The sequence below is a fragment of the Mesorhizobium sp. P2_F8 genome (genome assembly GCF_056403655.1).
Window position 1 is genome coordinate 302011 of the sequence record NZ_JBFUFB010000005.1, and the last position, 19079, is coordinate 321089.

The 19079-nt window shown below is 60.8% G+C and carries 20 protein-coding genes; 10 read left to right on the forward strand and 10 right to left on the reverse strand.

Features of this window, described 5'->3' with window-relative positions; translation table 11 throughout:
• Positions 1-29 precede the first annotated feature (29 nt).
• Positions 30-989, forward strand: coding sequence for a DMT family transporter (locus tag AC1DZP_RS14805; RefSeq protein WP_477303335.1), 960 nt, complete (start codon positions 30-32; stop codon positions 987-989).
• Positions 990-1113: 124 nt separating this feature from the next.
• On the opposite strand, the gene AC1DZP_RS14810 is transcribed toward AC1DZP_RS14805, so the two are convergent.
• Positions 1114-2880 carry an adenylate/guanylate cyclase domain-containing protein gene (locus AC1DZP_RS14810; RefSeq protein WP_477303337.1) on the reverse strand — a complete coding sequence of 589 codons (1767 nt, stop codon included), beginning with the start codon at positions 2878-2880 and terminating at the stop codon, positions 1114-1116.
• 376 nt (positions 2881-3256) lie between these two features.
• Here AC1DZP_RS14810 and AC1DZP_RS14815 point away from each other — a divergent pair, with 376 nt between their 5' ends.
• The gene (locus AC1DZP_RS14815; RefSeq protein ID WP_477303540.1) at positions 3257-5389 is read left to right on the forward strand and encodes an adenylate/guanylate cyclase domain-containing protein; all 2133 of its coding nucleotides are present in this window, start codon (positions 3257-3259) and stop codon (positions 5387-5389) included.
• 336 nt (positions 5390-5725) lie between these two features.
• On the opposite strand, the gene AC1DZP_RS14820 is transcribed toward AC1DZP_RS14815, so the two are convergent.
• The 4 genes from AC1DZP_RS14820 to AC1DZP_RS14835 all read right to left on the reverse strand — a co-directional run bounded on the left by AC1DZP_RS14820 (position 5726) and on the right by AC1DZP_RS14835 (position 9221).
• Complete coding sequence (locus tag AC1DZP_RS14820) at positions 5726-6289, reverse strand: histidine phosphatase family protein (protein WP_457153308.1); 564 nt, start codon at positions 6287-6289, stop codon at positions 5726-5728.
• A gap of 64 nt (positions 6290-6353) precedes the next feature.
• Complete coding sequence (locus tag AC1DZP_RS14825) at positions 6354-7382, reverse strand: acetamidase/formamidase family protein (protein WP_477303339.1); 1029 nt, start codon at positions 7380-7382, stop codon at positions 6354-6356.
• Between the two features lie 103 nt (positions 7383-7485).
• Positions 7486-8100 carry an ANTAR domain-containing response regulator gene (locus AC1DZP_RS14830; protein ID WP_477303341.1) on the reverse strand — a complete coding sequence of 205 codons (615 nt, stop codon included), beginning with the start codon at positions 8098-8100 and terminating at the stop codon, positions 7486-7488.
• Positions 8097-9221, reverse strand: coding sequence for a transporter substrate-binding domain-containing protein (locus AC1DZP_RS14835; protein WP_477303542.1), 1125 nt, complete (start codon positions 9219-9221; stop codon positions 8097-8099). Before AC1DZP_RS14835 ends, AC1DZP_RS14830 begins: the two co-directional genes overlap by 4 nt.
• A gap of 515 nt (positions 9222-9736) precedes the next feature.
• Between AC1DZP_RS14835 and AC1DZP_RS14840 the strand changes: the two genes are divergently transcribed.
• From AC1DZP_RS14840 to AC1DZP_RS14875, 8 genes are all read left to right on the forward strand, one after another.
• Positions 9737-10267, forward strand: coding sequence for a DUF1097 domain-containing protein (locus AC1DZP_RS14840; protein ID WP_477225617.1), 531 nt, complete (start codon positions 9737-9739; stop codon positions 10265-10267).
• A gap of 54 nt (positions 10268-10321) precedes the next feature.
• Positions 10322-10936, forward strand: a complete 615-nt coding sequence (nthA, locus tag AC1DZP_RS14845; RefSeq protein ID WP_457154034.1) for a nitrile hydratase subunit alpha — start codon at positions 10322-10324, stop codon at positions 10934-10936.
• Between the two features lie 22 nt (positions 10937-10958).
• Positions 10959-11273: an SH3-like domain-containing protein gene (locus AC1DZP_RS14850; RefSeq protein WP_269904301.1), complete on the forward strand. Its 315-nt coding sequence runs from the start codon at positions 10959-10961 to the stop codon at positions 11271-11273.
• The gene (locus AC1DZP_RS14855) at positions 11270-11623 is read left to right on the forward strand and encodes an SH3-like domain-containing protein (protein ID WP_477225619.1); all 354 of its coding nucleotides are present in this window, start codon (positions 11270-11272) and stop codon (positions 11621-11623) included. Before AC1DZP_RS14850 ends, AC1DZP_RS14855 begins: the two co-directional genes overlap by 4 nt.
• Before the next feature lie 47 nt (positions 11624-11670).
• Entirely contained in the window at positions 11671-12126 is a 456-nt protein-coding gene (locus tag AC1DZP_RS14860; protein WP_477225620.1) for a nitrile hydratase accessory protein, read from the forward strand.
• Positions 12127-12222: 96 nt separating this feature from the next.
• Entirely contained in the window at positions 12223-12432 is a 210-nt protein-coding gene (locus tag AC1DZP_RS14865) for a CbtB domain-containing protein (RefSeq protein ID WP_457154031.1), read from the forward strand.
• Between the two features lie 15 nt (positions 12433-12447).
• The gene (locus tag AC1DZP_RS14870) at positions 12448-13194 is read left to right on the forward strand and encodes a CbtA family protein (RefSeq protein WP_477303344.1); all 747 of its coding nucleotides are present in this window, start codon (positions 12448-12450) and stop codon (positions 13192-13194) included.
• A gap of 29 nt (positions 13195-13223) precedes the next feature.
• Positions 13224-13880: a hypothetical protein gene (locus tag AC1DZP_RS14875; RefSeq protein ID WP_477303346.1), complete on the forward strand. Its 657-nt coding sequence runs from the start codon at positions 13224-13226 to the stop codon at positions 13878-13880.
• Between the two features lie 140 nt (positions 13881-14020).
• Here AC1DZP_RS14875 and AC1DZP_RS14880 read toward each other — a convergent pair whose 3' ends face one another.
• Genes AC1DZP_RS14880 through bioB form a run of 5 tightly spaced genes read right to left on the reverse strand, consistent with a single transcriptional unit; the run spans position 14021 to position 19008 of the window.
• Entirely contained in the window at positions 14021-15004 is a 984-nt protein-coding gene (locus tag AC1DZP_RS14880; RefSeq protein ID WP_477303348.1) for a beta-ketoacyl-ACP synthase III, read from the reverse strand.
• A complete protein-coding gene (locus AC1DZP_RS14885; protein ID WP_477303350.1) occupies positions 15001-16266 on the reverse strand; it encodes an adenosylmethionine--8-amino-7-oxononanoate transaminase in 1266 nt (421 codons plus the stop codon). The genes AC1DZP_RS14880 and AC1DZP_RS14885 overlap by 4 nt, the downstream gene beginning before the upstream one ends.
• Complete coding sequence (gene bioD, locus AC1DZP_RS14890) at positions 16266-16901, reverse strand: dethiobiotin synthase (protein ID WP_095080348.1); 636 nt, start codon at positions 16899-16901, stop codon at positions 16266-16268. The genes AC1DZP_RS14885 and bioD overlap by 1 nt, the downstream gene beginning before the upstream one ends.
• Positions 16898-18037 (reverse strand): 8-amino-7-oxononanoate synthase, encoded by a 1140-nt coding sequence (locus AC1DZP_RS14895; RefSeq protein ID WP_477303352.1) that lies wholly within the window; start codon positions 18035-18037, stop codon positions 16898-16900. The genes bioD and AC1DZP_RS14895 overlap by 4 nt, the downstream gene beginning before the upstream one ends.
• A complete protein-coding gene (bioB, locus tag AC1DZP_RS14900) occupies positions 18034-19008 on the reverse strand; it encodes a biotin synthase BioB (protein ID WP_477303354.1) in 975 nt (324 codons plus the stop codon). The genes AC1DZP_RS14895 and bioB overlap by 4 nt, the downstream gene beginning before the upstream one ends.
• Positions 19009-19079: the final 71 nt, after the last annotated feature.

A 19079-nucleotide genomic window follows, 5' to 3' on the forward strand; every position in this document is an offset into this window, starting at 1 on the left:
GCCGACGTCATCGAAGGGGAGGGCATGACATGCAGGCAATGCCGATAGCGCATCAAGCCGCGCAACCCGTGGTCGGGCCCGTATCCTCCTTGACCGGCTATCCGACCGCCGTCCTGTGCTGGCTGCTTTCGGCTGGGGTCTATATCGCGGCCAAATGGGTGGCGCCCGAAATGCCGCCCTGGGGCCTGTGCTTCTGGCGGCTGACGCTCGCTTGCGCAATCCTGCTGCCGATTGTGCACCATCATCACGACGCGATGATCGGGCTTTTGCGAACTCGCGCCGTGGAGGTCGTCGCCGTGGGGACGATCGGCCTCACGCTGTGCCAGGGTATGATCTACCATGGCCTCAACGACACTGACGCCACCACGGCCGGCATCATCATGGCGCTTTCGCCTGTCATGACGATGGTGCTCGCCCGTTTCGTGCTCGGCGAGCCGCTCGGCCTCTGGAAGTCGCTTGGCGCGCTGGTTGCACTCGCCGGGATGATTTTCATCGTTGCCCACGGGAACCTGACGGCGCTGCTGCAACTCAAGTTCAACGCCGGCGAATTGTGGATCGTCGGCAGCGCGTTCTGCTGGGGCCTTTACACCGTGCTTTTGCGCCGTGCCAAATTCGGCATCGAACTCCTGCCGATGGTCGTGCTGCTGCTCGGCGCCGGTGCGCTGGTCGCATTGCCTTTCCATTTGTGGGAATTGTTCAACGACGAACGCTCCGCCTTGGACGTCCACAGCATTCTCGCGCTCGCCTATCTGGCAGGTCCGGGCGGCGCCTTGATGTACTATCTCTACAACAAAAGCGTGGAAACGCTCGGCGCGAGCCGGGCGAGCATGTTGCTCTATCTGCAGACGGTGTTCGTCGCCATACTCGCCTATCTGCTGCTCGGCGAGGACTTGCACGATTACGATCTGGTCGGTGCGGCCCTCATCGTCGCCGGCATCGTACTCGCCACCGTCGTCAAACCCAGGCCGGCTCAACCACGCGTGGCGTAGCAATCTTGCGCGTGACGGCGAGGAACTGGCCTGGAGCTTGTGGAAGGGGAAGAGTCGCGACTGTTCGAGTCTTTCGGCATAGATTTAATTGCCAGGTCCCTTGGAAAACGGCCCCTTGCCATGCCTAATCTGGCAGGCCCGCCAGACGCCAGCCATCAACAAACGGCTGCGCAGTGCTCATGCTCCTAAAGGGCAAGTTCGCTGCCAACTCGCCGATCGCCCAATCTGGATTGCCAGCTAGAAAAAGACCGGCTTCCTCCTGTGCCTCAGGCAGGCGGCCGGCGAGGGCAAGCGCGGCAATCAGGTGCTCCCTCGAACCGGTCCCGTAGGTTTCTTCCCGGCTCAAGGACACAACCGCTTCTTCGTAGTGACCGGTGGAAATCTGCGCCATTCCCACGATCCAGAAATACCAACCGGGTGGATGAGGATTTAGACGGAGCGCCTCTGCACAAGCTATCAGCGCCGCTTGCGGCTTGCCTAGGTAGATTTGAAGCTCACCAATCCATGCAACTGCATCTGCATTGTTGGGATTTATCCGAATGGCAGCATCGAACTGAGATTTTGCTTCATCCCAATTGCGCTCAAAAAGCTGAACGCAGCCCAGGATCCTGCGAGCGTTGGAATCGCCGGGATCGATTTCCATGGCTCGTTGCGCATGCATCAAAGCATTTCCGCGATTGGGTATCTGTGGTTCTCCCCAATCAACCCAGCCAAATAGCAGTGCAAGCGCAAGATTGCTGTGCGCTTCGCAATAGTTTGGATCGAGTGCAACGGCACGTTCCAAAGCTGAACGCGCCTCGCTGTTGTTTGATCTGGAAATACTCCATTTGCCTCGCGACCTGACACAAAGATCATAGGCTTCCAGATTTGACGGTCGGGAATGGGCAACAATATTCTTGTCACCAAGCTTACCAGAAATCGCTTCAACGACGCGTCGCGTGACCTCGTCCTGAACGTCGAAGATGTCGGCGATATCGCGATCGAAGCGCTCGGCCCACACGTGATTGCCGCCTTCGGCCGCATTGATTAGCTGCACATTGACACGCAACCGCTTGTTGGATCGCCGTGCGCTGCCCTCAAGAATATATTTGACGCCCAGATCGCGAGCGATCTGACGGACGTCGGTGGGCTTGCCCTTGTAGGCGAAGGTGGAGTTGCGGGCGATGACGAAGAATCCGGACACGTTCGACAAATCGGTGATGATGTCCTCTGTCAGCCCGTCGGTGAAGAATTCCTGTTCGGCATCGCCACTCATGTTGACGAAGGGCAGCACGGCAATCGAAGGCTTGTCGGGCAGCGCGAGCGGGTGCGAAGATTTCTCTGGCACGAGGGCGTCCGCCGGTGCCGCGGGCTTGGTCTTGGCGGGAACGCCGACCTGCAGCGAATAGACCCGGATCGGCTCGGCGATGTTCTTCAACTGAACCGCGCCGCGATCGTAGATTGCGATATCGAGCCTTGACTTTACCTGCCAATAGGCTTGCTCGGAAAGACAGATATTGCCGGGCTCGCATATGCCTTCAAGGCGCGCGGCGATATTGACGCCATCGCCCATCAGGTCGCCATCGCGTTCTTGCACAACGTCGCCCAAGTGAATGCCGATCCGGAACTCGATGCGGCGATCATCCGGAACCCCGGCATTGCGCTCAAGCATGGCGTTCTGCACTTCGATCGCGCAGCGCACTGCTTCCACCACGCTGCTGAACTCGACGAGGCTCCCGTCGCCTGTGCGCTTGACGACGCGACCACGATGAACAGCGATGGTGGGATCGATGAGATCGCTGCGCAGCGCCCGCAACCGTGCCAAGATGCGATCTTCATCTGCGCCGGCTAACCGGCTGTAGCCGACCACATCCGAGACCAGGATCGCTGCAATTTTGCGGGCCTCACTCATGTCGTGCTCCCTCCATCCAGTCTGGCATTACTGCCGAGCCAAAGGAAGATAGCTCCGAGCCATTGGTCGGATGGTCCGCGTGACCGTTTGCTCGCCGGGGTGGCACGGCGCACGGAGCGGCGCTATGCAGTTGGTGAGTATAGTTGCTAAACCCAGCGATCGAACGAGGGGACGGTGTCGGTGCGACCGCGACGTTTCTGCGCAGTGCGGTCCCACGGGCAAATCGACAACGCATTCCCGCACACGTCTCGCAGTAAAGTTGGTATGCATACGCGAGGGAGAGGGTAACAGATGAAACATATTCTTGGCCTGCCGTCCGACTCGACGCCGACGCTCCTGTTTCCGAAGACGTGATGCAAAAGCAATGTCAGATCTCATGTCTTCTCAAGATGTGACCGGCTCATCCCGCCCCGCGGGCTGGGGCTTGGCCGCAAAGCTGTTTACAACCCTCGTCCTTCTTGGCGCGACCGCGGTCCTGGTGACCGGGGTGCTCGGTTACTTCCGCGCCCGCGACGCCCTCGAAAAAGCAGTCTTCGACCAACTCACGGCCGCCCGTCAGACCAAGGCGCGCCAGGTTGAAACCTACTTCCGCACAATCCAGGCGGAGCTGCGCCTGCTTGCCACTTCCAAGATGGTGGTCGATGCAACACGCGAGTTCCGGATCGCGGTCGACCAACTCGACCGGGCAGGCGCGCCGCCTGACCTGCGGCAGAAGGTCGGCGTTTGGTACGCTGAGAACTTCATCCCCGGAATGACGCGCACCCTAGGCAGGGAACCAGCCCTGTCGGACTACCTGCCGGTCGGTGGTGCCCCCTACTATCTGCAGTATCACTACATTGTGGATAATCCCAACTCGCCGGAGCGGCGCAAGCTTCTCGACGACGCCGGCGACGGAAGCGAATACACCAGGCTGCATGCCATATATCATCCGTTGATGCGCGCTGCGGCGACCACGGTCGGCTTTTTCGATCTCATGATTGCCGATCCCAAATCAGGTCGCCTGATCTATACGGTCGAGAAGGAGGTGGATTTCACCACGTCTCTTCAATTGGGTCCGTACCGTCGCACCAACGTCGCGGCCGCCGTCGCCCGCTGCTCGCAGATCGCAGATCCGTCAGCCATCTGCCTCGAAGATTTCTCCTCTTATGCGCCATCTGGCGGCGCACCGATCGCCTTTATGGCAGCACCGGTGATTGCCCAGGGCGTCGTCATCGGCGCGCTGGTCGCGCAACTGTCGAATGATGAGATCGACAACGTTGTCACTGGTAACCGCCGCTGGCGGCAGGAAGGGTTCGGCGACACGGGTGAGGCCTATCTCGTCGGACCCGATTATCTGGCGCGCTCAGGCTCGCGGGTGTTCTACGAGAACCGGGAAAACTACTTCGCCGACCTCAAATTCGCCGGCGCTTCGGACGAGGAGATCGCCGCCATTCAGCGCTACGGGACACCAGTGCTGCATCAGCGCGCCGACACCAAGGCCACCCGTGCCGCGCTCGCCGGTGTCGAGGGCACGGGCGAGATCATCGGATACCGTGGCGTCCCGACGCTCGCTTCATGGGGACCGCTCGCGATTTCCGGTGTCAAGTGGGCTCTCGTCGCAAAGATCGACAGCGCCGAGGCCTTCGCACCGATTGCGGAACTCCGCCGGGATCTGCTGCTTGTCGGGGGACTGGCGCTGCTCGTGGTGGCCGCCATCGCCGCCTGGCTTTCGCGCGCGCTGCTCGGACCGCTCCGCGATCTCACTGCCGGGGTGAAACGCTTCTCTGCTGGCGACTATGCGACCAGCGTCCCGGTCCGCACGCGCGACGAGATTGGCGAACTCTGCTCGGCCTTCAATGGCATGGTTGAGGATCTGCACAAGAAGAATCTCGTGATAGAGAACAAGAACCGCGAGAACGAGCAGCTGCTGCTCAACGTCCTGCCGGCACCGATCGCCAATCGGCTGCGCGCTGGCGAGGAGAGGATCGCCGACGGCTTCGCCGAGGTCACGGTCGCCTTCGCAGACCTGGTCGGGTTCACGGCACTGACATCGGAAATGCCGCCGCACGATGTCGTGATGTTTCTCAACGGACTCTTCACGCGTTTCGACGTTGCCGCCAATGATCTCGGCATCGAAAAGATCAAGACGGTGGGCGACTCCTATATGGCGGTGTGCGGCCTACCCGTACCGGTAGCCAACCACGCCGAGCGCATGGTCCGCATGGCCATCCGCATGGTCCACATTACTCGCGAGCACGCGATGGAACACAAGGTCTCGATGAAGCTCAGGGTTGGCGTCAACAGCGGGCCAGTGGTCGCCGGCGTCATTGGGAAGAGTAAGTACATCTATGATTTATGGGGTGACACAGTGAACTTGGCGAGCCGCATGGAGTCTGCCGGAGTTCCCGACTCTGTTCAGGTGACGCGCCCCGTCTACGAACAGCTCAAGGACCAATTCGTCTTCGAGCCGCGCGGCGCTATCGAAGTCAAAGGCAAGGGAAAAGTGGAAGCCTGGGTATTGAGATTTTAGGCGCTGGGGGCACCTCCGATGCCGGCTTGCACTCCACCTATACGCCGTCAATGGCTTCGCCGCGGGCGCGACTGGCCGCCTTCATGCGGTTCGAAGGTCTCGACGAAGCGCATCGGGCCGAAAAGATCGACGCCCTCTATGTGCTCTTCCGATGTCCTGGATCCGGATATCGCACCGCCTTCGCGGATCGCTCAGAACAGATACGACGCCGGGGACGGACCAGGTCCCGTCTCCGCGGGCCTTGTATTGCTCCACGAGACAAACGGAGCGCTGGCCACGAAACACGACATATGAAGCGATGAGTCCAAATTATCGGGTTCCGGCCCAAATGAGGCGTCAACCGCACGTGCGAAGGACCCAGCGCGTACCGTCCGAATAGAGACCAATCAAGGAAATTGGCGGGGTATCGATTCGCCAGTATGAAGTTAGCGGTGCCCCCAATATGTGGATCATGGCTGTCCGCACCACCGCCGGGTGAGTAACCGCTATCAGTTGTCCGCCTGCCGACAGCATTGAATCGAGGAACCCTGCAGTTCGGGTGGCCACTTCCGTCAGCGCTTCACCGCCTCCGGGACTATAGGCGGGATCGGCTCGCCATGCGGCAAGCGAACCGGGCTGCGCGGCTTCAATCTCATCTGGCGTCTTGCCCTCCCAGGCGCCGTAGTTCTGGTCTCGCAAGCTGTCGTGGACCGTTGCGCGGAGCCCCATGAAATGGGCTGTTTGCTGGGCGCGTAGCGATGGAGCCACCAACACGCGGTTCGTGTTCGAAAGCTGCTGACCAAGCGCGCGAGCGAGCTCAACCGAGCGCTTTTCCAGTGTCTCGTCAAACAGCGGGAACCCCGCTTTGCGCATTCTCTGCGTGATGCCGCTGCAAACCAGCGTCAGGCGTGTCGCTCTCATACCGCGCGTCCGCGTTTCGGTTCGATGATAGCTGTCTTCGCGGCCAAAGCCTGCAGCAACCAACCTAACAGGTAATAATCGTTTTCCTTACAGCCGCCGCGACGGAATATTTCGGGTCGACAAAATTGCCCAGCCGCACGATGCCGCATTGGCTCAGCAGCATGTAGGCGTCCCACTTGTCGAAGCCGAACTCAGCGACCATCCAGCGGATCAGTTCGCGGTAAGCGATGCGTGTTGCATCCTCAAGGGGTCTGGCACTGCCGATCGCCATAATGAGATCGGCGGTCTCGAGCCGAGGCCAATCGATTGTCCAGCCCTTGATCAAGTCGACACGGATGGTGACGGTCGCCGAATACTCGACCGCCACGCCGCAAACTTCGCCGTCGCCTTGGCAGGCATGCGCATCACCTATGAACACGCGCGCGCCGGGCGAGCGAACGGGCAGGTAGGTGACACTGCCAGGTCCCATATCCGGCAGGTCCATGTTGCCGCCGTGGTTGTCGGGCGTCAGCGAGTTGATGGAATCGATCTCTGGTGAGCAGCTCAGCGTCCCGATATGAGGCTTGTAAGGGAGCGTGACCCGATCGCTCCAGTAAACATGCTCCTCGTCGAGGTTGATCTTGCGGACCACCTCGGGCAGCGGCTCGTTGAGCATGGCCGTGTACGTCGTACCGGTCAGGGCACCGAACTCCTCGATCATGCAGCACGTGCCGCGCGGGTTCTGGCCGCGTGGCACCATCGACTCGATATAGACCGCAACGGTGTCGCCTTTTTCCGCCCCTTCGACCATGATCGGTCCGTTCTGAGGATTGAGAAACGGCATTCGCAAGAGTTGCGAAGGCTTGTCGGTTTCGTGCCTGATGGCGCCCTCGAAGGCGTCACGGGTTTCGACGACGATCCTGTCGCCGGGAGAAATTTTGAGGACCGGCTCGGAATATGGTCCCATCGTATAGTGAAATTTCCCCTGCTTTTCCTCAGTCAGGTGGTGCGTGTTTCGTGCCTCGCCGCGCCCGACCCCGCGCGTTGCCATGATCGATCCCTCGACCCATGGATGCGTGAATGGCAAGGGTGGCTTTGCGGTCTGCGTATTCATCTTTTTCTCCTCCAAAAGACAAAGCCGCGCGAGCGCCGCTTTCGCTGGCGTTCGCACGGCGCTGTGCGTATTCAATTTCGATATTGAGGCTCAGCCGTGCCGCCTATTTGCGGGCGGCGGATCTGCTGATTTCGGGAATTGTCGACAAAAAGCTGTCTGCTTGTGCTTCGAGTTCGTGGCAGCATGCTTCGACGGAGATGCGCCGGCGCATACTCTCGTCCCGAATTAGGTGAAATGCCGCGTCGTCATCGATGCCCAACACACTCATGATGCGCAGGATCGTGTGAACCACCAGCGGGCGGCATCGCAGCCGTTCGCGCAGGTCGGCGACCTCGCGCTGAAGGTCGGTACGGTCATTATGGTTGTGGAACGCCGTGACCAGTGCCTGAAACACACCTTTCGAACCTATGGGCGTAATGAGGTAGGCGCTTGGATTCTGGCTGATGGCCCACGCAAGCCGGCCCGGCGTTTCCGAGCCGATGATGGCGATCAGCGGGATCGGCGCCTGCGACCACGGGAACATGCCGTCGAACCCGTTGTCGACGTCGAAGAACACGATATCGACAGGGCCAAAATCCTTGGCTCGCGGCGGCCATTGGCATATGGCTTCGATGTTGAACCTGCGGAGCTGGCTCAACAGGGCGTCCACGTTGCTATCCGCCCTGTGGATGATCAGCGCCGTTTTGTTGCTGAAGTTTGGGATCACTTGCTTGGTCACGACACGACTCTCAGCTTCAGTTGCTGCCGGTCACCTGGCGGCTGATCCTGGTCGCGAGAATCCAGCATGAAAGCCGCCCCTTTCAACGAAGCCAGAAACGGATCGGGCTTGATAGGCTTTTGCGCGGCCGCGACGATAGTGAACTCCGCGCCGGCGCTCGATACGCCGATGCGCGGCGTCAGGTAACAATGGTTGTTTTCCGTGTCGATGCGGATCCGTCCTTGCGGTGCATCGTAAACACAGTCGCCGAGTACGGCGAGTATGTCGGATGCTTTCGTCGAGGCTGCAGACCGAAGCGCGAGTGCAAGCATGTGAACGGAATTGTACGAAGCTTCGGCGTCTGCCGAGGTCACCTTCTGCTGGCCGAAACGCGTTCTGTAATTTTCGACAAAGGCATGATTTTGCAGGTTGTCCAGCGACTGGAAGTAGACACTGGAGGTAATGTGGCCGAGCGCTGCGGGATCGCCGATCGTGCGAAGTTCCGGTTCGGAGAGCGTGCAACTGGCGATGGGAATGGAAACGTCGCCTGGAGATTGGGTTCCTAGTCCAGCTTCACGAAAAGTACGCAAGAATGCGTAGCTGGATTCGCCGATAAGCGTGTTGAACACGAAATCGGGCCGTAGGAGACGGATTTCCTCAACGAGCCCGGTAACCTCGGTCGATCCGACAGCCAGGTAGCGCTCAGCGAGCACCTCGCCGCCAAAATTCTCGGCGATTTCGCGCATGACGCGATTGCTTTCCCAAGGCCAAATATAGTCCGAGCCGCAACAATAGACGCGAGCGCCGAACCTTGAGGCCATATATTGTGCCAGGGGCACTATGTGCTGGTTCGGCGACGCACCAAGATAGACGACATTGTCGCTGCTTTCGAAGCCTTCGTAGTGCGAGGGATACCAAAGCAGCGCATCGTATTTCTCAACGACAGGCACGATCGCCTTGCGGCTGGAAGAGGTGTAGCAGCCGACGATGTGTGCAACATCGGAGTTGATGATGAGATCCCGGCAGATCGAAGCGTATTCAGCCGTTTCGCCTCCAGGATTTCGAACAAGCGGTGCCAGCTCGAAATCGAAGTCCGGCGATCTGTTGACTTCCTCGACGGCGAGCAGCGTTCCATTGAGCATCGCCTCGCCGACCGTGGCGTATGGCCCGGTCGTGGAAAACAGCACGCCGACCGGGATTTTCGCTTTTTCGCCCAAAATAGCTCAGCCCCAAAAAAATAAGCCCTGAGGCCTTGGAAGGCGTCAGGGCTTCGTTGCCGCGAAGGATCGTCCTGATCCCTCAATTTTTAGTTCAAACCGGCTAGCCGGCAAATCCAATCAAATCGTCCGTCAGATCGGCAAAAATGTCAAATTCTATTTCCGACGGTTTGTCACGGCGCTACGGGCATCACTTAAGTATCTGTTTTGTTTTACAAAACTCAGGTGATTTGTTGATTTTGCAGAATTCGCATGAATAACGGTTGACAAAGAAAAATTCCTCAGCGACGCTAAATAGGAACAAAAAGCGAGCGCCCAAAAGAGGCGCAGCATGAACAGATAAAGCTCGTGAAAATGCGAGCTTATGGCGATGAGGCCCGCTCACCGGTGACGGTGGCGGGCCTTTTTAGTTCTGAAAAAAGACAATGGGGAACCCGGCAATGAAACCTGTCATAGCAACGGCTCTGAGCGTTGGCGTCCTCGGCGCGATCTGCACCTGGGCGTTTCTTTCCATCGGCACAATTCTGGTCTGGGCGGCTTTTGTCGCCTGGGCCTGCTTCTTCCAGTCGGGCGGCGACGAAGCCGCGCTCAAGAGCACGATCGTCTCGAATATCTTCGGCTGTTTCATGGGCTGGCTAGGCGCTGTCATGATCCTCGGCCTGCCTTTCGGCAACTTTGTTGGGCCCCAAATCTGGCCTGCCATCGTGGTGTTCATCACGGTTGTGATCTACATCCTGGCATCGCAGGTTCCGGCCCTGGCTTCCGTGCCGGGCACGACGTTCGGCTATGCCTGCACATTCGCGTTCCTGCTGCAGACGCCTGACCGGCTCGCTTTGGCGAAACTGCTCTCGGCGTCTTTCGAGAACTCGCTGGTGGTGGTTCCGGTATCGATGATCGGCGGCGCCCTGTTCGGTTTCGCATCGGCCAAGCTCGCCGCCGCCTTGACCAAGCCGGCGCTGGCCGTCGCCTGACCGCAAGCTGCCATCCCAGACGGAAATCTTCGAACAATATCAGTGAGGTAAGTCATGAAAAACAACAGTCACACTCATGCTAACGTGCTGATCCCCGAGGTCGGCCTGCGCGTCAAAGCGCTGGAATCTCTGCTCGCCGAGAAGAAGGCGATAGATCCTGCGACCCTCGATCTGATCGTCGAAACCTTCGAGACGCAGATGGGACCCAAGAACGGTGCGAAGGTCGTCGCCAAGGCATGGACCGATCCGCAATACAGGAACTGGCTGCTGGAGGACGGCACCGCCGCCATCAAGAGCCTTGGTTATATCGGCGTGCAGGGCGAGAACATGGTTGTCCTTGAGAACACGCCAAAGGTGCACAACGTCGTCGTCTGTACGCTCTGCTCCTGCTATCCTTGGCCGACGCTCGGCTTGCCTCCCATCTGGTTCAAGTCGGCGCCCTACCGGGCACGGGTGGTGATCGAACCGCGAAGCGTCCTCAAGGAATTCGGGCTCGATATCGCCGATGATGTCGAGGTGCGGGTCTGGGACAGCACGGCCGAGCTCCGCTACCTGGTGCTGCCGATGCGTCCAGCAGGCACTGAAAGCCTGACCGAACAGGAATTGGCCGCTCTCGTTACCCGCGATTCCATGATCGGAACCGGCGTAGCGCAATCACCTTCGCACTAGGCTCTGGCAAAAGGATCAGACCATGAATGGAATTCATGACGTTGGCGGCAAGCACGGCTTCGGTCCGGTGYTGGTTGAACAGAACGAACCCTATTTCCACGAGGAATGGGAGGGGCGGATGCTATCGATGATGATCGCGTGCTTCGCAGCCGGCATCTACAACGTGGACCAGTTCCGGCATCCGATCGAGAAGATGGATCCGCGCCATTATCTGATGTCGAGCTACTACGAGAAGTGGCTCTGCACCGTCGAACAGAACTGCATCGATGCCGGCATCGTTACCCGCGAGGAAGTCGATGCCCGCCATGCCCAGCTCATGAAAGGAAAAGCAGCATGAACATGCTCACCCCCGATATGGTGCCGACAGTTCTGGCCACAGGCGATCCGGCCCGCGTCGATGCAAACATCCCGCCGAAGTTCAAGGCCGGCGATCGGGTAACGGTCGTCAATTTGAACCAGGTCGCGCACAACCGGCTGCCTGCCTATATCAGGGGCAAGGCCGGAACCGTTACTTTCGATCACGGCGTGTTCGTGTTCCCGGACACCAGCGCCCACCGGAATGGCCCCAAGCCACAGCACGTCTACACAGTGGTCTTCACAGCTCGCGAGTTGTGGGGCGACGCCGGCCATCCGCAGGACCGGATGTATGTCGACGCCTGGGACGATTACCTCGAGAGCGCGGACTAGCGCGCTTTCCAGCTTCTCATCCACTCCGGCTTGAAGAGGATCTTTCCATGGACCAGAATAGCAGTTTCGATCAGCTTCCCGGCCTTCCACGCAATGAAGGCGGACCGCTCTTTGCCGAGCCTTGGCAACTCACCGCGTTCGGGATCGTTCTCGCACTTCACCGCAACGGCTATTTTCAGTGGCGGGAATGGGTGAACTACATCAGCGCCGAAATCGAACTCGGCAAGACCTATGGCCTCGACCCGGAAAACCACAACGGGATCTACTATCATCAATGGCTTGCCGCGCTCGAGAAACTGGTGACCGACAAGAAGCTGTCAAGCTTCGATGAGCTGATGGCGCGCAAGGAACAATGGCGTCACGCTGACGAACACCGCAGCTTTGGCGAACCGCTCAGCCTTGACGGACATGATCATGGTCATTCTCACCACCACCATCATCATCACGATCATTCTCATGACCACGATCACAGTTGCCGCGCGCCAGCGACCCGGCTGGCGTGAACCACAAGCCGGCAGCAGCGCCGCAACCGCAGAGTGGGGGCGGACGAACATTTCGTTGCCAAGTCATTCCAACAAACACCGTTCTGGAGAACTTCCATGTCCGAAATCGCTCTTAAACCCGTTGCCCTGCCGGCACCCATTCCGGTTCGCGAGCTTCTGCCCTGGGCCATCTTTGGCGGGCTGATGCTGATGCTGGCGATCTATTTCATCGGTGCCGAAGAGGGCGCGACGTCGCTGATCCGTGGCATGTACGTCCACGAATTCGTCCACGACGGCCGCCATCTGCTCGGCTTTCCCTGCCACTAGCCAAGGAACACTGACATGGTTGGGAGTCTTTTGGTGCGGGGCATGCTGGTTGGCATCATAGCCGGCCTGCTTGCATTCGGTTTCGCCCGTGCGTTCGGCGAGCCGCAGGTCGATCACGCGATCGCTTTCGAGGAACAGCAGGCGCAGGCCGCAGGCGAGGCGCCGGAGCCCGAACTCGTCAGTCGCTCTACCCAGGCCGGTATCGGCCTGCTCACTGGCATTCTCGTCTATGGCGCATCCATAGGCGGGCTTTTCGCGCTGGTCTTCTCCTATGTCCAGGGACGGGTCAGTGGCTTTGGACCGCGCGGCACGGCAGCACTAATCGCGCTGGCCGGATTCGTCGCGATCATCCTGGTGCCGCAGTTCAAATATCCGGCCAACCCACCTTCCGTGGGTGATCCCGAAACGATCCAGGCGCGCACCCAGCTCTTCTTTGTACTGCTGACCGTGTCGATCTTGGCGGCAGTGGCCTCGATCGGCCTCGCCAGACACTTGGCATCACGATACGGAACCTGGAATGCCTGGATAGCGGCGGGGGGTGCCTATTTTCTCGTGATGTCTCTTGCCGAATATGCGCTGCCGCCGATCAATGAAGTTCCGGAGCAGTTTTCTGCCACTGTACTGTGGAATTTCCGCTTTGCCTCACTCGGTATCCAGACGGTTCTTTGGACTGCGATCGGCGTGCTTTTCGGAGTGGTCGCCAAGCGCAGGCTGGTCGAGCGTCGCGACGGTCGACCGGTGGCAAGCGTGGCGGTCCGCTAGGCCATTCCGGGATGCCGCGGAGCATCCGGGTGTCCACGCGCGCCGCGGCATGGTGTTTCTGTCTTTTGCTGCTCTCGATGATTGCGGAATCGGCGCAGGCGCATCGCCAGAAGTCAGACCTGGACAGATCAGGTCTTCAAATCCCAGCTTTAACTCACGGCCAAATGGCCGTGATCGCCAACTATCGCAGCGAAGTTCTTGATCTGGCGGCCAACCAAGATCGTACGGATCAAAAGTTTCGCAGGCTGCTGAATTTCGCCAATCTGCAGTATGCCGCCTGTCTTTGGGGACTGATGCCCGGCAGCATTGTAGATGAAACAAGCCCCTTCAATGAATGCAGCCATGCCTATCTGTCCGCGATGCAGGCAGCGCTGACGCATCTGCGCGAGATGTCGGCAGATAAACCGGCCGTCGAGGCGCTGATATCACGGATCGACGCAGACATGGTGCGGAACCGCGCGTCGTTCGTCATGTGTCAGTTCAGCGGCGAGACCTTCAATACGGCGTCGCTGGTCATCCCGATCTGGGGGAACATCCTCTGGCACCTGCCCAGCCTGATTGCGGTAGGCATCATCTTTTTGGCGGCGATGGCAGGTGTCCTGTTTCCAATTCGCACCTTGCGGCAACGGGTTGGGAAAACCGAGCGGCACCCCATTCCCCGGGGACGTCTGAACACCGAAACCTGAAAAGTGGATAACGCGGCAGCCAGTCGAGCGCTCGCTGCCGGCCAACGCGAGGTGTTGTCCGCTTCGCACTCGCAATGACCCAAATGCCTTTGTCCTATCCACCATTCATGATCAGTCGGTTCGCGCTGTAGATGGCTCAGCTAGATTCCGACTACCAGTGCCCCGCCGCTGAGACCCGCACCCGCTGCCGCCAGGAGAATTTTCTCGCCCGGCCGGAACGGTTCCGTGCGATGGGCGAGCGACAGTGAGAGCGGGATCGTCGCGGCGGAGGAGTTGCCGTAGTCGGCGATTGTCTTGACGATTGCTTGATCTGCAATGCCGAGGCTCCTCCCGACCGCGTCGAAAATGCGGGCATTGGCCTGGTGCGGCACGAACCGGCCGACATCCTGTGGTCGCACCCCGGCAGCGGCAAGCGCGTTTATCGAGCAATCGGTCATCATCTCGACAGCCTTGGCGAACACTTCGCGGCCGTCGGTCATCGTCATGCGGGTTTGCCCGAGGTCGAGGTCGCCATGGAACGGGATGTTGCTTCCGCCCGCCGGGATCTGGATCAGCCCGTAGCGTGAGCCGTCCGAATCCACCGAGGCACCGAGAATGCCCCGATCAGGGTCCTCGCACGGACCGATCACCAGGGCGCCGGCGGCATCGGCGAAAAGGACCGAGCTTGCGCGCTCGGCCGGATTGATGCGACGGCTGAGGATGTTGGCGGCAATCACAAGGGTCGCCTTGCCATGCAGGCGGGTGAAGCCGTCCGCGAACATCAGCGCATAGATGAAGCCGGCGCAGGCGCCGGTCAGATCGATCGCACCTGCTCGTCCAAGTCCCAGCTTGTGCGCGACGAGGGGTGCGCTGGGCGGCAGAAGGTGGTCGGGCGTCGAGGTGGCAAGCAACAGGAGACCGATGTCGCTGCGATCAATAGCGGCGTTCGCCAGCGCCATGTCGCCTGCACGCACAGCAAGGCCGGACAGCGTGTCTTCATCTGTCGCCCAGAAGCGCGAACGAATTCCGGTGCGCCGCTCGATCCAGCCTGGCTCGAGCCCGAGACGATCTTCAATCTCCGGATTCTCGACCTTGCGCGCCGGCGCATGATGGCCAAACCCGAGAATGCGCGACGACCGGCTCATGGCCCCGAACCGAAGCGTTCGCTGGCCTCCTCGATGGCGTCATAGAGACCGTCCAGTTCCTCGCTGGTGATGCAATAGGGCGGCAGAAGATAGAGGACATTGCCAAGCGGACGCACGAGCAGGCCGCGCTCGAGGAAAAAAGCGCGCAGTTTTGGCCCGATCTCGGCCAGATAGCCGGCGGAGCCGGTGCGCAGATCGAGAGCCGTGATCGTCCCGGTCGCCCGGCTGTCGGTGAAGCGAGGGTTATCACGAAAGCGTTGAAGCCCGGCGGCCTGCTTTGCACTCAGGGCCGCGACCCGCTCGGCTACCGGCTCGTCGCGCCAGATCTCGACATTGGCGAGTGCGGCCGCGCAGGCAATCGGATTGGCGGTGTAGGAACTCGAGTGGAAGAAGGTCTTCTTGCGGTCGTCGGAAAAATGGGCCCGGAAGATGGCGTCGGTGGCAAGCGTCGCCGCCAGCGGGATGGCGCCTCCGGTCAAGCCCTTCGAGGTGCACAGGATGTCCGGAGAGATGGATGCCTGCTCGCAGGCGAACATGGTTCCGGTGCGGCCCCAGCCGGTCATAACCTCGTCGGCGATCAGCAGCGTGCCGGAGGCCTCGGCGATCTTCTTCAGTTCGGTCAGAACCGAGGCCGGATACATCAGCATGCCGCCGGCGCCAAGCACCAGCGGCTCGACGATCAGCGCGGCGGCGTGCCGGTCGCGGCTGACGGCCTCGAACCGATCCAGCGTCTCCTGCTCTCGCCCGGCGGCCGGGAAGGGGATGGTATCGACCTCGAACAGCAACGGCTCGTAGGCAGCGTTGAACACACCGCGGGCGCCGACGCTCATCGTGCCGATGGTGTCGCCATGATAGCTGTGCTCCATGACGACGATGCGCGAGCGCGCCGCGCCGATGTTGCGGAAATAGCCGAGCGCCATCTTCAGCGCGACCTCGACGGAGGTCGAGCCGCTGTCGGAGTAGAACACCCAGTCAAGGCCGGCCGGAGCGAGGCCGACAAGCGCCCTGGCCAGGCGTTCGGCCGGCTCGTGGGTGAAGCCGGCGAAGATGATCTGGTCGAGGCTCGCCGCGGTCGTTTCGATGGCCTTCATGATATGGGGATGGCGGTGGCCGTGGGTGACGACCCACCAGGAGGAAATGGCATCCAGGATGCGCGTGCCGTCGGCCTTGTGGAGGTAGGCGCCGTCCGTCCGGACGATTTCAGGGATCGTCGGTTCGAGCGCGTGCTGTGTGAACGGATGCCAGACTTGAGATTGCGACATCACTCGCCTCCGGCGATCAGAGCAAGGTCGAAGCCGGCAACCATGGCATCTCTCAGCGTTTCACTCGTCAGAGGATCGATGTGCGGCAGTCTGCCAAGCTGGCGCACACCGCTGAACTCCACGATTGTTCTTTGCGTATCGGCCACCTCATCACCGATGAAGGCAATGCCGATGAGCGGGATGGAACGGGCCCTGAGCGCCTCGATTGACAGCAGGGTGTGGTTGATCGTGCCGAGCGTGGTACGGGCGCACAGGATAACCGGCATCCGCCATTGCGCGAATATGTCAATGAACCTTGTCTGTCGGTTGAGTGGCACCATCAGCCCGCCAGCGCCTTCGATGACAAGCGGACCCGGCAAGGCTGGAAGCGAGAGCTTTGCCGCCTCGATCGCAACGCCGTCGATTTCCGCTGAACGATGCGGCGACAGCGGCGTTCTCAGACGGTAAACTTCCGGCAGGACGCGCCCGGCCGGCAAACCGGAAAGCCGGGCGACGACCTCACTGTCAGTCTCGTCGTCGAGTCCCGATTGCACCGGCTTCCAGTAGAAGCCGTCGAGCTGGCCGGCGAGCCCGGCCGAAAACACCGTCTTGCCGATGCCGGTATCCGTTCCGGTGATGACGATGCGCTTGGTCATGCCGAGGCCAACACCTCGACGAGCGCCTCGACCATGGCCGAAATGTCGGCTTCGTCGACGTTGAGCGTCAGCGAAATGCGCAGGCGCGACGTGCCCTCGGGAACCGTCGGCGGACGAATGCCGCGAATGTCGAAACCGCGCGCCTGCAGTGCTGCCGCCACCGCCATGGTGCGCCTGACGTCGCCGATGACAAAGGGCTGGATCTGTGAGCCGCTCGGTATCACGCCGCAGCGCCCGGCCAATTGGCGACCCGCGAAGCCAACACGCTCCTGCAACTGGAGACAGCGCATCGGCTCATCGGACAGCATGGCGAGCGCTTCGCGCGCCGCGACCGCCATCAGCGGCGACGGTGCGGTGGCGTAGATGAATGGCCGGCACCGGTTGACGAGATAGTCGCACAGCGTTCGTGGAGCGGTGACAAGCGCGCCCGACGCTCCGAGTGCCTTGCCGCAAGTGTGGAGTGCGATGATGTTGTCGCGGCCCTCGAAACCGGCGGCAAGGCCGCGGCCCTCCGGTCCCCAAACGCCGGTGGCATGCGCCTCGTCGACGACGATGAATGCCTCGTGCCGATCGGCGAGCGCGACCAGGCTTTCCAGCGGCGCGCGGTCGCCATCCATGCTGTAGAGGCTTTCGACGACGATCCAGACGCGCCCGGTGCCGCCTTCGGCGCGCCAGCGCGTGATCGCATCCTCGACAGCATCGACGTCGTTGTGCGCGGCGAGCTTGAACTCAGCGCGGCCAGCGCGGGCCCCCTCATTCATGCTGGCATGAGCGAGCTCGTCGAGGACCAAAAGGTCGCCCTTCTGCGGCAGCGCGGTCAGGAGAGCGAAGTTGGCGATGTAGCCGCTACCGAAGAACAGCGCGCGTTCAGCTCCGAAGAACGCCGCAGCGTCCGCCTCCAGAGCCTCATGCTCCGGCGCGTTGCCGCGCAACAACCGCGACCCGGTGGCGCCGACCGGCGTGCCCTGCGCGATCGCCGCCGCAACCGCGTCGCCTAGTCTTCTCGAAGCGGCAAGCCCGAGATAGTCATTCGACGAGAAGTCGAGGCCGGCACGCGGCGACAGTGTCCGCAACCGGTCCTTGCGCGCCAGCCCCTGCAAGGTCGCGTCATAGCGGGCAAGCGGTACCCCGTTCATTGCGCCTCAAGTTCCATCGGCTCGATGCCGAGACGGCGGAACAGCAGACTATCCTTGTCCTCGCCGGGATTGTCCGCCGTCAGCAGCGTGTCGCCGACGAAGATCGAGTTGGCGCCGGCAAAGAAGCATAGCGCCTGCATCTCGTCGGTCATGGCGGTGCGGCCGGCTGAAAGCCGGACATGCGATTTCGGCATCATGATGCGCGCCAGTGCGATCACGCGCACGAATTCGATCGGCTCGATCGGCCTGGCGTCGGCAAGCGGGGTACCGGCGATCGGGATCAGCATGTTGATCGGAACGCTTTGCGGATGTTCCGGCAGATTGGCCAGCGTCACCAGCATGTCGATCCGGTCCACCGGCTCTTCGCCCATGCCGACAATGCCGCCGCAGCAGACCTTGATGCCGGATTGGCGAACCTGTTCGAGCGTATCGAGCCGGTCGGCAAAGCTGCGCGTGCTGATAATCTCGCTGTAGTAGCGTTCCGACGTATCGATGTTGTGGTTGTAGTAGTCGAGACCAGCCTGTTTCAGACGAGTTGTCTGCTCGAGATCGAGCATGCCGAGTGTCATGCAGGTTTCCATGCCGAGCGCCTTGACCCCTTCGATCATCGCCACCACCGCGTCCATGTCGCGCGCCTTGGGGTTTCGCCACGCGGCACCCATGCAATAGCGGGTGGCGCCGGCGTCGCGCGCCTTGGTTGCCTCGGCGATGACGCGCCTGACCTCCATCAGCTTCGACGCCTTCAGGCCGGTTTCGTGATGCGCCGACTGACTGCAATAGCCGCAATCCTCCGGGCATCCGCCTGTCTTGATGCTGAGAAGCCGGCTGAGCTGGACCTTGTTCGGATCGAAATTCTGACGGTGAACGGTCTGCGCCTGAAACAGCAGGTCATTGAAAGGGGCATCATGCAGCGCCCGAGCCTCTTCAAGGGTCCACGTCCGGCCGCCGTCGAAGGATCGAGCCTCAGGCATGGTCTTTTCCGAAATCGCTGTATGCATTTCCATGCTGTTCCTTGCGTTGTGCGACACAGGCGCCTCTTGAA